12 protein-coding genes are annotated in these 16,285 nt (G+C 63.3%); 4 read left to right on the top strand and 8 right to left on the bottom strand.

The features are described from left to right. Positions 1–42: 42 nt before the first annotated feature. The gene (locus HZA32_11920; protein ID MBI5424780.1) at positions 43–1,086 is read right to left on the bottom strand and encodes an NAD(P)-dependent glycerol-3-phosphate dehydrogenase; all 1,044 of its coding nucleotides are present in this window, start codon (positions 1,084–1,086) and stop codon (positions 43–45) included. A gap of 10 nt (positions 1,087–1,096) precedes the next feature. Next, a complete protein-coding gene (gene lysA / locus HZA32_11915) occupies positions 1,097–2,404 on the bottom strand; it encodes a diaminopimelate decarboxylase (GenBank protein MBI5424779.1) in 1,308 nt (435 codons plus the stop codon). 78 nt (positions 2,405–2,482) lie between these two features. Here lysA and HZA32_11910 point away from each other — a divergent pair, with 78 nt between their 5' ends. Genes HZA32_11910 through HZA32_11900 form a run of 3 tightly spaced genes read left to right on the top strand, consistent with a single transcriptional unit; the run spans position 2,483 to position 3,925 of the window. After that, entirely contained in the window at positions 2,483–2,746 is a 264-nt protein-coding gene (locus tag HZA32_11910; GenBank protein MBI5424778.1) for a hypothetical protein, read from the top strand. 56 nt (positions 2,747–2,802) lie between these two features. Next, positions 2,803–3,456 carry a DUF4203 domain-containing protein gene (locus HZA32_11905; protein MBI5424777.1) on the top strand — a complete coding sequence of 218 codons (654 nt, stop codon included), beginning with the start codon at positions 2,803–2,805 and terminating at the stop codon, positions 3,454–3,456. 43 nt (positions 3,457–3,499) lie between these two features. Further along, complete coding sequence (locus tag HZA32_11900; protein MBI5424776.1) at positions 3,500–3,925, top strand: hypothetical protein; 426 nt, start codon at positions 3,500–3,502, stop codon at positions 3,923–3,925. Positions 3,926–3,974: 49 nt separating this feature from the next. Here the strand turns inward: HZA32_11900 and HZA32_11895 are convergent, their stop codons facing one another. The 6 genes from HZA32_11895 to HZA32_11870 all read right to left on the bottom strand — a co-directional run bounded on the left by HZA32_11895 (position 3,975) and on the right by HZA32_11870 (position 14,918). Next, positions 3,975–4,214: a hypothetical protein gene (locus tag HZA32_11895; GenBank protein ID MBI5424775.1), complete on the bottom strand. Its 240-nt coding sequence runs from the start codon at positions 4,212–4,214 to the stop codon at positions 3,975–3,977. A gap of 149 nt (positions 4,215–4,363) precedes the next feature. Next, positions 4,364–5,479 carry a carboxypeptidase regulatory-like domain-containing protein gene (locus tag HZA32_11890; GenBank protein ID MBI5424774.1) on the bottom strand — a complete coding sequence of 372 codons (1,116 nt, stop codon included), beginning with the start codon at positions 5,477–5,479 and terminating at the stop codon, positions 4,364–4,366. Then, positions 5,476–11,298, bottom strand: a complete 5,823-nt coding sequence (locus tag HZA32_11885; GenBank protein MBI5424773.1) for an alpha/beta hydrolase — start codon at positions 11,296–11,298, stop codon at positions 5,476–5,478. The genes HZA32_11890 and HZA32_11885 overlap by 4 nt, the downstream gene beginning before the upstream one ends. Before the next feature lie 156 nt (positions 11,299–11,454). Beyond that, entirely contained in the window at positions 11,455–12,267 is an 813-nt protein-coding gene (locus HZA32_11880) for a succinate dehydrogenase/fumarate reductase iron-sulfur subunit (protein ID MBI5424772.1), read from the bottom strand. 23 nt (positions 12,268–12,290) lie between these two features. Beyond that, complete coding sequence (locus HZA32_11875) at positions 12,291–14,213, bottom strand: fumarate reductase/succinate dehydrogenase flavoprotein subunit (protein MBI5424771.1); 1,923 nt, start codon at positions 14,211–14,213, stop codon at positions 12,291–12,293. Positions 14,214–14,225: 12 nt separating this feature from the next. Continuing rightward, positions 14,226–14,918: a succinate dehydrogenase cytochrome b subunit gene (locus HZA32_11870; protein MBI5424770.1), complete on the bottom strand. Its 693-nt coding sequence runs from the start codon at positions 14,916–14,918 to the stop codon at positions 14,226–14,228. Between the two features lie 285 nt (positions 14,919–15,203). On the opposite strand from HZA32_11870, the gene HZA32_11865 reads away from it, so the two are divergent. Continuing rightward, complete coding sequence (locus tag HZA32_11865) at positions 15,204–16,235, top strand: hypothetical protein (GenBank protein MBI5424769.1); 1,032 nt, start codon at positions 15,204–15,206, stop codon at positions 16,233–16,235. Positions 16,236–16,285 lie beyond the last annotated feature (50 nt).

The raw sequence follows: 16,285 nt of genomic DNA, 5'->3' as shown, positions 1-16,285 counted from the left end.
ATTGGTCCGGGCCGGCTGCCGTGGGTTCCGCACGCTGCGGCTTTAGGCTTTGCGAGGGAAAGGCGCGTGCGTCTCGCGCTTCAGCTCGCGCGTCATGAGCGCGTAGAGGGCGTCGGCCGGCTTCTTGTTCTCGTAGAGGATCGAACGCACCTCGGTCATGATCGGTGCCGTGATGCCGCGCTCGACGCACAGGCCGTGAAACGCATCGGTGGATCGGTGGCCTTCGACGACCGTCTTGCGGCCCGCCATGAGTTCCTCGATCGACTTGCCCTCGCCGATGCGCTGGCCGAACTCGCGATTGCGGCTCCACGCGCCGTGGCAGGTGGCGACGAGGTCGCCGAAACCGGACAAGCCGTAGAAAGTCTCACGCTTCGCGCCGAGCGCTTCGCCGACGCGGACCATCTCGGTGAGCGCGCGCGTGAGGAGGGCGGCCTTGGCGTTGTCGCCGAGTTTGAGGCCGTCGCAAAAGCCGGAGGCGATCGCGTAGATGTTTTTCAGGCACGCGCCATATTCGGCGCCGGGCAGATCGTCGCTGGTGTAGATGCGCAGCGACGGGCTGCTCATGGCGGCCTGCACGCGCGCGACGAACGCATCGGCCCGCGCGGCGGCGAGCACCATCGCGGCAGGCAATCCGCGCGCGACCTCGGCCGCGTTGGTCGGGCCGGTGAGCGTGGCGACGTTCACGCCGGGAAGAATCTCCGCCATGACCTCGCTCGGACGCAGGTGCGTGCCGATCTCGAGGCCCTTGACGAGACTGATGAAGAGCCGGAGGCGCTCGGCCTCAGCGAGCACGGTCTTGATCTGTTCGCACCAGGCGCGCAGCGCATGCGAGGGGCTGGCGACGAGCACGACGTCGGCGTGGAGGAGCCCGGCGCGAAAGTCGGAGGTGACGGCGAGATTCTCCGGGAGCTTGATGCCGGGCAGGTAGTCGCGGTTCTCCCGCGCGAGCTGCATGGCGAGGGCGTGCTCGGAGCGGCGTGTGACGAGCGTGGCGTTTTGCCCGCAGCGCGCGAGGTGCGCGGCCACGGCCGTGCCCCAGGCTCCGGCGCCGATGATGGCAAAACGAACTGACTGCTCTTCAGTCACGCGGGGGTAATCAGCTTTTCAGGAAACCGGGAATCTTCTCCCCGGCGAACATGTTTTCGTAGGCTTCGCGGGCGTTGACGAGTTCGAAGCGGTTGCCCGAGACGAGCACCTCGGCGGGCATCGGGCGGGTGTTGTAGCGCCCGGCCATCGTGTAGCCGTAGGCGCCGGCGGTCATGAAGGCGACGAGTTCGCCTTCGCGGACTTCCTGCAACGTGCGGTCCTTGGCGAAGCAGTCGCCGCTCTCGCACACCGGGCCGACGATGTCGGCCGTCAGCGCAGGGCGGGCGGAGTCGCGCACCACCGGCACGAGCTCGTGGTAGGCATCATACATCGCGGGACGGACGAGGTCGTTCATTGCCGCGTCGAGGATGACGAAGGATTTGCCCTGGCCGCGCTTCACGTATTCGACGCGGGAGACGAGGACGCCGGCGTTGCCGACGAGGAAGCGACCGGGCTCGAGCAGGATCTTCAGGCCGAGCGGCGCAAGCAGCGGCTTCAAAGCGGCGCCGTAGGCTTCGGGCGTGAGCGGGCGCTCGCCTTCGGGCTTCGCGTCCCACCACGCGGCGGCGCCGCTGGCGAGCGCGTCCTGGTAGACGACGCCGATGCCGCCGCCGACGGAGAAGTAGCGGATGCCGTAAAGTTTTTTCAGCTCCTCGACGAACGGGAGCACCTTCTGCACCGCCTCGACGAACGGCCCGACCTTGGTGAGCTGCGAGCCGATGTGCATCTGCACGCCCTTGAGCTCGACGTTCGGGTATTTGGCGGCGGCGGCGTAGGCGGCGGCGGCGAACTTGAGCGGGATGCCGAACTTGTTCTCGCTCTTGCCGGTGGTGATCTTGGCGTGCGTGTGGGCATCGACGTCAGGGTTGATGCGGATGGCGACGGGCGCCTTTTTGCCGAGCTGGCCCGCGATGCGGTCGATGCGCGCGAGCTCGGGTTCGCTCTCGACGTGGAAGCCGTAGACGCCGGTCGTGAGCGCGAGACGGATCTCGGCTTCGGATTTGCCGACGCCGGCGAAGACGCTTTCGCCGGGATTGCCGCCCGCCGCGACGACGCGACGGAGTTCGCCGCCGCTCACGAGATCGAAGGCCGCGCCGAGATTGGCGAAGTGGCGGAGGACGGAGAGCGTGGAGTTCGCCTTCATCGCGTAGCAGATCTTCAGGTCGAGGCCCGAGAGGCTGGCGGCGAGACGGCGGTAGTTGTCCGCGATCGTTTGCGCGCTGTAGACGTAGGTCGGCGTGCCGTGGAGGCCCACGACCGTGCTGAGATCGACGCCCTCGGCGTGGAGTTGATTCCCGACGTAGTGGAAGTGGTGCACGGGTAAAGTCGCGATGAAACGCAGGGGAATACCTAGATTGCCCTTGAACGGAAGAGCGATTTCCAAATGAGTTTCCCCGTGAGCAGATTCCTCCGTCAATTGCTGCAACGTGTGCCCGCGCGCCAACCGCGCCGGCTCGACCAGCGGCTGCGGACGACGAGCTCGCGCCGCGCGCAATTCGTGAGTTTTCTCGAGTCGAGCGGCTATCGCACGCACAGCGTGGACACCTACGAGCGCTCGCTGCAGCGCCGGCGCTTCGCCAAGACGGCCCTGATGTGGGCGGCGGCGTTCGCGGTGGCGTGGGTGGTGATCGAGAGCGCGCGGGCGGTCGCGATTTTCTGAGCCGGGCGGGCGCAAAGTAAGTTGCGCGGCGCAGGCGGGCGCGTTTGCCTCGCGAAGTGCATATTGATGCCGACCTGTATCCGTGGTTTTCCGTCGCGGCCCTCGTGTGGGGTCTCCTCGACTGCTTCTTCGGCTACCGCGTCTTCAAGCTGACCGTCACTCTGCTCGGGGCGCTCGCGGGCGCGTTGCTCGCGCAAATGGCGGCGCACGCGGCCGGGCTCGGCAACGGCGCGGAACTCGCGGCGCTGCTCGTGGGAGCGCTACTCGGCGCGGGACTCGCGTTCCTGCTCTACCTCGCGGGCGTGTTCATTGCGGGATTCGGTTTCGGCGCGACGCTCGCGCTGTTGTTGCTGTCGCATTTCCACCGGATGGTCGCGCTGCTGGCGGCGGTGATCGTCGGCATCATCGGCGGCATCGCGGCCGTGAAGCTGCAACGCGTGGTGATCATCCTCGCGACGGCGCTGACCGGCGCGTTCCGCGCGATCCTCGCGCTGATGTATTTCACCAACCAGCTGGACTGGATCTATTACATCCGCCAGCCGCAGCAGATCCCGGCGGTGATCGACACGAACACGTGGGTCTTCCCGTCGGTGCTAGTGCTCGCGGCCGTGGGCGCGATCGCGCAATTCGAGATCGGCGGAGGCAAGGGCGGAGGCGGCTCCGGCGCGAAAAAGAAGAAGGACAAGAAGGAAAAGCCCGAGAAGGACTAACTCCTTGCCGCGCCCCGGCCGCGCCGCACACTGCGATTTCCCCATGAAAAAAACCCTGTTGGCATTCTGCGCCGCATTCGCGTTGATCGTGTCGTTCACCGGTTGCGGCGGCCACATTCCCGTGAGCGTCGACCTCGAACTGGTTTCGCTCGACCGGGGCGCCGACGGCAATGGGAAGGCGACGCTGCGTTTCCTGAACCGCGGCATCGTGGCCTACAATTTCAAGGAAACGACGACGCGCGTGCTGATCGACGGCAAGCCGGTGGGCACGATCGCCATCAAGAACGCCGTGGGCATCCCGGCCAGCGCGGCGGTGGAAGCGAGCGGCGTCTTCACGGCCGAGAAAGGTGCGGCGATTCCGTCAGGGACGGCGCGCTACCAACTCGAAACGCAGGTGACGGTGACGCTTTACGACGACAACACGGAAAAGCTGAAACTCCTCGGCAGCGGCACCGTGGTGCTGAAATAAAAAGCGGCGCCGGATCGCTCCAGCGCCGCTGCCCGAAGTCCGTTCGCCTTTAGGCGGCGAGCCGGCCGACTCGCGACTCGATGTGACGGACACCGAGAGGCGCCGGGAGGCGGATGGGCCGGGCAAGGGTGAGCGGACGATACTCGCGGCTGTATTGCTCGAGCGTCCAGGCCGCGAGGCCGGCGGCGAAGAAGAGGGCGGAAAATTCGGCGGTGTCGATGGCACCGCTCGCAAAGAAAACGAGACCGGCGGCGGTCGCGGCGAGGAAGGAGATCAGAGCGGTTTTCATAGGGATCAGTGGGATGACGCCTAGAATACCCAGCAGCGGCGGAAAAGTTGCAGGCTCAGCAACACCCGCCACACGACTTTAAAGATGGCAACGGCGGAAACTAGCCATGCGCCGCTCATTATCCCAGCGGAAATGTCATACTCCGAGTGTTACCGCGGCGTCGCGATCACTTTGCTTGGATCGAACTCCAAGTTGCGTGATCTGTTCGGATTCAGCCAGACTTCGGCTGCAATCAGCGACTCGTTGTCGCCCTCCTTACGGTCGCTGTTGGGTCGGATGCGGAGCGCAACCCGTGCGAAGTGCTTTCCGTTGCCGCTGGAAACAAAAAAGGTATCCGAAAAATCCTCTCTCCAGGTCCACTTGGTCTTTTCGTCCTGAACATCGCGCGTGTTTTGCGCATCCTGTGTGATTTCAAAACGCGGCACATAACCAGACTCTGGCGCAACGTTGTAATAATCGCGTTGTCCAGCACGGATCAATCCACCGCCCTCAACGTCGACAATGGCCGTCCAAGCAAAGCCCTGTTCTCCATATCGCATTTGAAGCGGGGTCCGCGAGATCGTGACCACCAAGTCAGCATCCGACCCGCCAATCCGACCTGTTACCAGGTTGATTCTTACCGGCCCCGCATTCGCAGGGAAACGCCACACTTTATCGTAGTGCACCAAGGGCTCCGTTTCCTGCTTTTTCCAAAGCGTGAAGACCACGGGATTCCGCGGGTCGGGCTGATGCCGTTTATGGTCGGCTTCGAAATACGAATACCAGAACAGCGTTTTGCGCGGATTAAATTCGTAACCCGACTTTTTCAAGTTGATGCCAAGGCTCTGGCCTTCCAAGGCGCGAAATTCGAAGTAGCCGTTCGCATCCGTCGTGGTATGCGCGAGTCTTCGACCCGATGCCGTGCCGGTGTTGTGGATCACACTGCCCGTCACATCTGCTCCGGAAACCGCTACACCAAACTGATCGACAGCGCACCCATAAAACTCGATCGGGCGATGATTGAGCGTCTCAAACGTGCGCTTTAATTCAACACTGGGCTTTTGCGTGGGAGCAGGGGCAGACGCTGCTGGCGTAGGCTGACTCGCCGGTTGCTCGACGCTCGCTGCAGTCCGCGCTAAGTTGGGCGCCCCCGCCCCAGTCGCCACCTGCTCTGACGACGGCTGCTGACGCGACATTGACGGCGTTTGTCGCCGCCACAACCACAGCACAGCAATCAGCAGTGCAACGATTCCGACTAGGAGGAGTGCTTTTCTACGTGTGGTCATGGCAAGGTTACCGTCGAGATGTCGAAGCCACGGTCGCTCAACAGCGTCTTCCAGTAGTTTCGCTCAAGTTGAATCGTCGAACGAAACTCGGCACTATGCCATTTGTGCGCGCTGTGGTTGTCCGGATCAGCAAGCCAGAGCGTCTGAAGGTCGACCGCATTGCTAATGCCCTGACTGATGTTCGGCATTGCACCGAAGGCTTTCACTCGCGATTCGGCCCCAAAGGACATGATCTCGTAACGATCCTCCACCGCCGTGCGGTTTCCCAGGTTGAGGATAACCTCTCCGGATAGATTGGTGTATTTGCCCACCTTGCGGAACCCATCACTCGCAGGCACGCCGGTAAAATCTCCGACATAGTAATACTCCCATAGTAATTCGGGATAGTCGGCAAAGTCTGGCTTCGTGAGCTGATTGAACTGCCATACCGGAGCAGACAGGGCGTAGTCGTTCTCGTTATAGAAATTTACCACGCGATTGACGGACGACGATGAAACAGCGGAGCCCCTAAGCACGAAAGCAGTCCAGTTCCTGTAGATGTTCGGTGTTTGCGGGCCGTAGTTTACCGCAACCCCAGTTCCCGGATACGCATAGGTCCACTGCAACGCATTCGGCGATCCGGTGGCGTCCGAAAGCGTGCCATCGTAAACGTGTGCGGAGAACGCCGCCTGGCTTGCCACGTAGACCTGCACAATGGGTGCACCATTGGCATCACTTTGCAGACGGAGTGCCTCGCTCGTTACGATGCCGCCCATGCTGTGCGAAAGAACGTAAAGCTGGCCACCGTGAGCCGTGTTCAGCGTCTGCAATAACTGACGTAACGGTGTGGCCGAGCGCCACGCAGTGAACTCGCCTTGATCAAAGTTCGTGCTGTTGACCGCCGCATCGAACTTGGTCGTAAACCCGTTCGTCGTCGGCCACGAGAACAGCCCGAAAAGCCCCTTGTAACCCTGCCACCAAAGCCGCTTGTAAGCCGTCTCGGCGTAGCGCTCCTTCTCCCATTGCTCCATATTCCAGCCGTGAACGTAGAGGATGTATTTCTGCTCCTCCGCACTGCTTGATGTGTAGGCAAAAGCCGACCCGCTGCCTGACAAAGAGGCGATGCGACCCGCCACCGGGTTCGGCGCACCGCCATTGCTGTTTCCGACGGACCAGTGCTCATACATGTCGCCGATCTTTTTCAGATCGAGCCACACGCCGGGACCCTCGCCAATCTCGGTGTAGTCGGTCCCATCCTTCTTGAGAATGACGAGCTTGAGCTGTCCCGTTCCCGCGGTGCAGCCCTCGAACAGTAGCGATCGTTTGATGTCGCCCGTCGTGCCGATCCACAGACCTTGTGGCAACACGAACAGGTCGCCAGGCGTAACGACGGTGTGCGCTGACATCGACGACACGTCGTCGTTCGGATACCGCTGGTTGAGGATCGCGTTCTCCGGCAATTGCACGCTGGCCTGATAATCGTCGGTCAGGTAACTCGTGCCACCGGTCGCGTCGTATTGCTTGTAAAGCTTGATCGACGGCGTCCCTGTCGTGTCCACCCATTTCAGGCCGAGATACAGGTCGCCGTTTCTGAACGCGTCGCTCAGGCCGCTCGTCGAGACCACGATTCGTGAGAAGTCCTCCAAGTCGCGCAAGGATTGAGCCGTGTTGTATTTCCAATCCTCGACCCAGTTGTTGGTCGCTGCCTCGGCCGGGCTGATGTCATCTTGTTCAAAGTCGTTTCCATCGACGGTGTGCCCTCGGTCAATATCATCATTGATCCAGAATCGATACGGCTTCTCCGGCGTGGCGAGGTCGGGGAGGTCGGCGGTGATTGCGCCGTCGCGGTCGTTGTCGACCTGCAGGCGGGCGGGGTTGGGCAGGGCTAGGAACGGTTGCGGGGCGCCACCGTTGATCGAGGCGTATCCGAGTTGCGCAGACTCGCCGCCGACCGCCATGCGGTGACTGCTGCCCCACCCCGCCGGCGTCGGCAGCGGAACGTGCGCGATGCGTTGCCACGCACCTTCGGGACCAGTCGGCGTCACCAAATAGTGCGCGAAGCCATTGCTGGTGTAGGCGCGCTCGTTGATCCGCTCCTGCGCATCGAAATAGTAGGGATAGTCTGCCTCAGGCAGGAGGCGCCCGGTGTTTCCCCCGACCGCGTAGACACGCTGCGGACCACTGGGATAGTAGCTCGTCGCGATGCCGTCGTAGCCGATCACTTGCCCGCTGGCGCTGATCGCTGACGGCGTGTAGCTAACTGCTGATGTTCCGACAAAGCCGATCCCGTCCGGCCCGGATTGCCCGATGGCATGATCCTGCTCATCGAGCCCGCGGAAAATACCGACGCGCGCCCGCCGGCTCACCGCGCCACCTCCGCCGGCCGAAACGCGCACGAGGTCCCTGATGAAACCTTGGTAATTCGCGTTCATGTCATCATCGTGATACGTCTCTACCGCAACGGGCGCCAATCCCCAAAGCGCACCATCGTCTCCAACCGCCATGCTGTATAGACGATTGCTGATAAGAGTGTCCTGCGACCATCGCACAAAATTGCCATTCACGTCGTAGACTGCTGAGTCGATGAAATCGCTGACAGCTACAAGCGAGGGCGCAGCGAAGCTCCAAGGTTGTGTCACATCCACAGGGTAGACTTGAGTTACTGCCGTTTCTTCATCCGTCCTATCGCCGTCACTACTACTACTTGTTGGGCGTTGGAGATCGACCGTCTGAATCGCCACGTCGCCTCGCCGATTCAAGACCGCCTCGGTTGAACGATACTTGCGGGGGCCGATTTCCACTCCTTCGGCATACTCCGCCAACTGAATCAGGCTTCCGTTCGCCCAGCGCCAGTAATGCGTCTCATCCCGCAGCAACGCCACCCCGTTCGGGCTGGCAGCCAAAGGGATCAAATTAGACGGGAGCGCGAAATAGGCCCAGCCCGGGTGCGGCCGGCGGGGGTCGGTCTGTGCTTGGTATTCCTGTAGATTCGTCAACCCGTCGCCGTCCGCATCGGCGGCTGGGTTTGCGCCTACCGTTCCAAAGTGACTTTGTTCCCAATCATCCGGCAGCCCATCAGAATCAGTGTCTGGACCGGGTCCGTCGGCCGGAGTGGAAGCGTGGAAAACGACCGAGGCCAGGCCCGCGACGGCAGTAATCGAGCTCGCGACACCCACACCTGACGGCTGCCGGTAGAAAACCTGTCCTGTGCCGTCGGCGTCGGACCTGAGCGTAATCGAATCCGCCAGAGGACCTCCGACGTTGCTCGCCAACTTGCCGCCTCCGCTGGTCACGGTGAACGTCAGCGGGGCATTGACCAACGGGGAAGTGCCTCCGCTGTTCCACACGCCCACATCCAGCGCGAGCGGAACGAAAGCGCCGGGGGCCGCAGTCTGGTTGTTGCCGCCGACAATAGTCAGCGTGGGCGGCGTGCCATCATAGTAGTCGTTCGGAATTTGATCGGCGTTGTCGTTCATGCCATCGCCATCCGAATCGGCGACGCTCGGATCGGTGCCGAGTTGGGATTCGCGCAAATCTCGCGCTCCATCTCCATCGCTGTCCTCGGCACCCGTATGGCTCAAGCCACCGAACTGGGTGATTTCCCAGGCATCGAGCATCCCGTCCTGATCAGAATCGATCGCCGAAGGCACCAATCGGATCGCCGCCTGCCGAAGTGCAAAGGCATCGAGAGCGAACACCAAGCCGTCCCCGCCAACCCACAACGTGCCATCAGATTTCACGAGCGCCGTTGTGGCGTCACCTGCACCGATCGATCGCGCCGCGAAACCCGGCGAGACGACTATCGGGCTCGGTCGATTGATGGTTGTTCCGTCACCTAACTGCCCCCGGCTGTTGTCGCCCCAGCCGAAGACGGTGCCGTCGAGTTGGCGTGCGAGCGAGTGCGTGCCGCCCGCGGCGACTTCGACTATGCCGCTGAGGCCTGGCACCTGGGTCGCGGTGTTTTGGTAACCACCCGCCGTCCCGCCGCCGAGTTGGCCAAACGTATTGTCGCCAACCCCCCAAACCGTGCCGTCGCTCTTGAGCGCGAGCACGTGGTTGTTTCCGGCCGACAACGACACGATGCCCGCGAGGCCGGGCACCACCATTGTGCCATTCAAACCCCAGCGCACGACAGTGCCATCGTCTCTCGCGGCCACAGAAAAATTGTAGCCTGCGCTGACCGCGTTCGCACGTGCCACCGTGGTGGTCGCAACGGGAATCGAGCGAGCGACCTTGGTGCCATCGCCCAGTTGGCCGCTGCCATTCCCGCCCCAGGAGAGAATGCTCCCGTCGCTCTTCAAAGCGATGGTGTGATTCAAGCCCGTCTCCACGCTGCTCACACCGGTGAGGCCTGTCACCGCAGCCGGGACCGAGCGCGCGGACAACGTGCCATCGCCCAGTTGGCCCGCCTCATTGGCGCCCCACATCCAAACACTACCATCCGTTCTGCGCGCCGCGAAATGATACGCGCCTGCCGCCACGGAGGTGACGTTGCCCAGACCAGGAACCGGCTCACCCCTCGCAGTCCATACCGAGCCATCCGCCTCGAGGGCCAATCCCGTCTTGGACGAGAGCGACACGGCCACGAGCTGCTGGAATTTTGGCAACTGCACCAAATGCGTGGCGGTTTGCGAACTGCCATCCCCCGCCTGGCCCGCGTCGTTGCAGCCCCACTGCCAAATGCCGCCCGCATCGTCGAGGGCGACACCAAAGAACTCGCCGGCGGCAACGGCGACATAGTGCCGCGCGCCGCCGATCGGCACTGGACTGACACGATTGACGTTCGTGCCGTCTCCCAACCCGCTTGCGATGTTCGAGCCCCATGCTCTGAGGCTGCCGTCACCGAGCAGAGCGAAGGACGAATTCGTGTTCGCGACGACTGACGAAGCATTGGAGATCACACCGATCGGCACAGCGGCGCTGCCCACCGTGTTGCCCAACCCAAGCTGTCCGTAGTCATTGGCGCCGACGACCCAAACAGAGCCGTCCGCCACACGCGCCACCAAGTGTTCAAAGCCCAAAGCTACACTTTCGATCACCGGCAGGCCTGTCACTCGCGTCGGCACGCCCGCGCGGGGCAGATCAGGGCTGGAGCTGTAGCCCCAGCGCCAGACCGTGCCATCGACCAACACCGCCGCGCTCGCATAGTAGGATGCCGCAATGCGGGCGGTGGGACCGAGCGAGGCGATCCGAACAGGACGCGATTGGGGCATGAAGCCACCATCGCCGAGTTGCTGAAAGAAGTTGGCACCCCATGTCCAAACCGTGCCATCGGCTCGCAAGGCCATCGAGTGCATGCGGCCCGCCGCAATCGCAACGACGTCGGAAAGCCCGGAAATTTGAACCGGCGAAGTCCGATTTGTCTGCGTGCCATCGCCAAGCTGGGCGAAGCTGTTGTCGCCCCAGGCCCAAACCGTTCCGTCGACCTTCAGTGCGAGCGAGTGGCCGTAGCCGGTCGCGATTGCCGCAACGGAACTGAGGCCCGCAATCGGAGCGGGAGCCTCACGTGCCGGACCGTCATTCGTGCCCAACTGGCCGGTGTCGTTCGCGCCCCAGCTCCAGACCGTGCCGTCCGCTTTCAGCGCGAGCACGTGATGCCCGCCGGCGGCGATCGCTCCCTGCGCGGGAGTCGAAATCGCGAATGCCCTCGCGGCGCCAGCGAACAGCGCGAACACCATCAGCGCTCGGCGGAGCGCCGAACGACCTCGGTGCAGCGTCCAAAACTGGCGCGTGCGCGTCGAGCTGCTCGACAAATCGCGACCGCATGCAGCGCGCTGCTCAGCGTTTCCGGCATCGCGGACCTTTGTGTGACTTTCGTTTCCATCCCGCACGACATCCATGGCCGGAGCTTAGCTGCGGCCTCACGCGAAGCAGAGCGGACGAAACCATCCAAAATAATGAAACTTCCGGATCGACGCGTTCGGAAGCAGCGATCGCGCGAAAACAAAAACGGCGCGGAGGGCCGCGCCGTGGGTGAATGAAAACTGGATTTGCGCTCAGCCCGCGCCGCCGGTGGCGTTCGACGTGGAGCTGAACTTCGTCTTCACGAGGGCGCGGATGTATTCGCGGTTCAGGCGGGCGATGAAGTCGTGCGAGATCAGCTTCGGGCACACGGCGCTGCACTCGTATTGGTTGGTGCAGTTGCCAAAGCCGAGATCGTCCATCGTCTTCACCATCGCGAGCACGCGCCTCTCGCGCTCGGGCTGGCCTTGCGGGAGCAGCGCGAATTGCGAGACTTTGGCGGCGACGAAGAGCATCGCGGAGGCGTTCTTGCACGCGGCGACGCAGGCGCCGCAGCCGATGCACTGGGCGGCGTCCATTGCGAGATCGGCGTCTTCCTTCGGAACGGGAATGGAGTTCGCGTCGGGCGCGGCGCCGGTGCGCACGGAGATGAAGCCGCCGGCCTGCTGGATCTTGTCGAAGGCGGAGCGGTCCGTCATCAGGTCCTTCTGGATGGCGAAGGCTTTCGCGCGGAAGGGTTCGACGAGGATGGTGTCGCCGTCCTTGAAGCTGCGCATGTAGGTCTGGCAGGTGGCGATGCCTTTGCCGGGGCCGTGCGGCTTGCCGTTGATGGTGCAGGAGCAGGTGCCGCAGATGCCTTCGCGGCAGTCGTGGGCGAACGCGATGGGGTCCTCGCCTTTCTTCGTCAGCTCGTCGTTCACGACGTCGAGCAGCTCGAGGAAGGACATGTCGGGATTCACGTCCTTGGCCGGATAGTCGACGAACTTGCCGGCGTCCTGCGGGCCGGCTTGGCGCCAGACGCGGAGGGTGACGTTGAAGAGTTTCTTGGAAGTGGTGTGAGCAACCATGGCGGTTATTCGTCGGGGGCTTCTTATTTGTAGGAGCGGACGCTCATCTTGGTGAACTCGTAGTTGAGCGGCTCAACGTTGCGGAGCGGGGCTTTGCCTTCGCCCTGGTATTCCCAGGCGGCGACGTGCGCGAAGTTGGCGTCGTCGCGCAGGCACTCACCGTCGGGGTGTTGGTATTCCTCGCGGAAGTGACCGCCGCAGGATTCTTCGCGGGTGAGCGCGTCGAGGCACATGAGCTCGCCGAGTTCGATGAAGTCGGCGACGCGGCCGGCGTTTTCGAGCGACTGGTTGATCGTCGCAGCGGAGCCGGGGACTTTGACGTTCTGCCAGAATTCCTCGCGGAGGGCGGGGATTTCCTTGAGCGCGCGCTCGAGCGATTGCTTGGTGCGGGCCATGCCGCAGTTCTTCCACATGATCTGGCCGAGGCGCTTGTGGAAATGGCTGACGGGCTCCTTGCCGTTGATGGAGAGGAGGTGCTGGTTGAGCGCGGTGACGTTGGCCTCGGCTTGCTTGAACTCGGCGCGGTCGGTCGAGGGCTTGTTGTTGGGCTTCTGGCCGGCGAGGTAATCGCCGATGGTGTAAGGGATGACGAAGTAGCCGTCGGCGAGGCCTTGCATGAGCGCGGAGGCGCCGAGGCGGTTGGCGCCGTGGTCGGAGAAGTTGGCTTCGCCGAGCACGAAGAGGCCGGGGATGTTGGACATCAGGTTGTAGTCCACCCAGAGGCCGCCCATGGTGTAGTGCACCGCGGGGAAGATGCGCATCGGCGTCTTGTAGGCGTTCTCGTTGGTGATCTCGTGGTAGATGTCGAAGAGGTTGCCGTAGCGCTCGCGCACGCCGGCTTCGCCGAGACGTTTGATGGCGTCGGCGAAGTCGAGGTAAACGCCGAGGCCGGTCTCGCCGACGCCGCGGCCTTCGTCGCACATGCGCATGGCGGCGCGAGAGGAGACGTCGCGCGGGGCGAGGTTGCCGAAGCTCGGGTAGATGCGCTCGAGGTAGTAATCGCGATCGGCCTCAGGGATGTCGGCGGGATTTTTCTTTGCGTCTTCCTTCTTCTTCGGGACCCAGATGCGGCCGTCGTTGCGCAGCGACTCGGACATGAGCGTGAGCTTCGACTGGTAGTCGCCGGAGACGGGAATGCAGGTCGGGTGGATCTGCGTGTAGCAGGGATTGCCGAAGCAGGCGCCGCGCTTGTAGGCGCGCCAGATGGCGGTGGCGTTCGAGCCGCGCGCGTAGGTGGCGAGGTTGAAGACGTTGCCGTAGCCGCCGGTGGCGAGGATCACGGCGTCGGCGCTGTGGCGCTCGATCGCGCCGGTGATGAGATTGCGGACGATGATGCCCTTCGCGTGACCGTCGACGAGGACGAGGTCGAGCATCTCGGAGTTGTTGAAGAGTTGCACGCCGCCGGCGCCGACCATCTTCGAGAGCGCGCTGTAGGCGCCGAGGAGGAGTTGCTGGCCGGTCTGGCCGCGGGCGTAGAACGTGCGCGAAACCTGCGCGCCGCCGAAGGAACGGTTGGCGAGGAGACCGCCGTATTCGCGGGCGAAGGGCACGCCCTGCGCGGCGCACTGGTCGATGATGTTGACCGAGACTTCGGCGAGGCGATGGACGTTGGCCTCGCGGGCGCGATAGTCGCCGCCCTTCAGGGTGTCGTAGAAGAGCCGGTAGACGCTGTCGCCGTCGTTCTGGTAGTTTTTGGCGGCGTTGATGCCGCCTTGGGCGGCGATGGAGTGGGCGCGGCGCGGGCTGTCGTGGAAGACGAAGCACTTCACCTTGTAGCCGAGCTCAGCGAGCGTGGCGGCGGCGGAACCGCCGGCGAGGCCGGCGCCGACGACGATGACTTCGTATTTCCGCTTGTTGGCCGGATTGACGAGTTTGATCGAGGCCTTGTGGTTGCGCCACTTGTCGGCCAGCGGGCCGGAGGGAATCTTGGAGTCAAGTTTGGCCATGACGGGAAAGGCTTAGAGGTGGACGTAGCCGCTGAGGACCGCGAGCGGGATGGCGGCGTTGAGGAGGAAGTAGGCCCAGCAGTAGACCTTGGCGAAGCCTTCGAGGCCGCGGGTCCACGTCTCGTTCTTCAAGCCGAGGCTCTGGAACATCGACGAGATGCCGTGCGCGAGGTGGTAGCTGAGCAGGCCGACCGCGATGATGTAGAACACCGAGACCGGCACGCTGCTGAAGCCTTGCACGACCATCTTGTAGACGTCGCGGACCATGGTGCCGTCGGCGAGCTTGTAGGTGTGCTCGCTCCACTCGGGGTGGCTACCGCGAATCGTGTAGTGCCAAAGGTGGAACACGAGGAAGGCGAACACCACGAGACCGGTGCGGGCCATGACGCGCGAGGCGAGCGTGGCGCGATTGACCTTGTCGATGCCGTAGGCATCGGGACGCGCGGCGCGGTTTTCCAGCGTGAGCTGGATGGCGAGCCAGACGTGGATCACCACGCAGGCGAGCAGGAACGCCCGGATCAGCCACAGCGCCGAGCCGAGCGACTCGAGGAAGTGACCGTAGTGGTTGATCTTCTCCGGCGGGAGAAAGATCTGGAGGTTGCCGACCAAGTGCCCCGTGACGAAGCCGAACAAGACGAGTCCGGTGAACGCCATGAGGAACTTCCGGCCAATAGAGGACGTGAAGAGCGAGCCGAGGAGGTTCATCGCATGAATGGAGTCAAAAGGCGCGTGGAGGGGTGACGCCGAAGTGGTCCGCAAGAAACCAACGCGCCCGCCCGATGTAAAGTGCGCCGCCCGGACCATTTCGGACGGAGCGGCTTTATTAGGCTCCCTAACCCGGACAAGAAGAGCCGTCGCCACGGAGTCTGCGATGCCGGAAACCACTCAAGCCCGAGGCGGCCCGCGCCGATTACCGGCCAGCGATTGAACCCTCACAGGCCAAGTCTTCGTCGACTCGGCTCACTGCTCGTCGCAGTGGGAGCTTTCGCTTTGGATCCGCGCGCGCGCGCGCAAGTCGCCATCAGCGGCGTCGACTACGGCACGACCACCGACACCACGGACCGCACCGCCGGCAACCTGACGTTCCTTAATCAGTTCACGAACGTCGAATACGTCTCTTCCTCGCTCGGCACCTACGCGATCAACGGCGGCGCCGCCACCTCGGTGTCCTTTCGCCGCAACACCGGCGCCGGCAATGCGAACAGCGCCAACGTCTACTACCAGTATTCCTCGCTGAACTCCGGGAGCGGCACCGTCTACGGCAAAGGCGACTCGAGCCCCACCCTGCCCGAGGTGATGCTCAGCAACGACCTCACTCAAGGCGTGCGCAATCCGTTCGCGAACGGCTCCAGCTCCACCGACTCCAACATCGAGCGCATCGACTTCTATTTCTCCGGCGGCTACACCGTGAAGGAGGGCGACGCCATCGTCCTGTTCGACCTCGAGAACTATGGCGATCGCGGCGACGGCTTTCGCGTGGCCGCCTACACTTCGGTCGGCACCGTCAACGGCGCTGCCAACGCCCCCACCGCCTACGCCAACTCCGGCTTGCTCATCTCGCCGGGCACCCTCGGCGATCCCGTGAATACTCCGACGGGGACAAACGGCCGCTATCTGCTCTCCACCACCACCAACGGCGACAACCTCGCGAGCAGCCAGTCGATCACGTCGCTCGACTACAACGCCGGCACCCCCGGCGCCTACGATCTCTACCTCGTCGGCATTCTCATTCGCTTCACCGATCTCGGCCTCTCCGTCGGTCAGACAATCTACGGCTATTCGCTCATGGCGGGCGACGTCAGCGCGTCCAGCGGCAGCGATCTCGTCAACTGGAACAACTCCACCGTTTACTCCACCACCACGGACCCCAACGGGTGGGGAAATGCCGACTTCGCGGCTTTTGGCGGCACGATCGCCCGCGCCGTGCCCGAACCCCAATTCTACGGCGGCGCCCTTCTGGCGCTCGGTGTCTTGGTCGGCACACTCCGCAAAGGTCTTAAACAGATAACTCCTAACATTTAACGTAAGACCGAGCGCGACTTTACGGTGCGCCAAACCTCGCGCATTGCAAA

Source organism: Opitutia bacterium (assembly GCA_016217545.1).
GTDB lineage: Bacteria > Verrucomicrobiota > Verrucomicrobiia > Opitutales > Opitutaceae > Didemnitutus.
The sequence above is the reverse complement of the archived record's forward strand: the minus strand, read 5'-3'. Positions and strand labels throughout refer to the sequence as shown.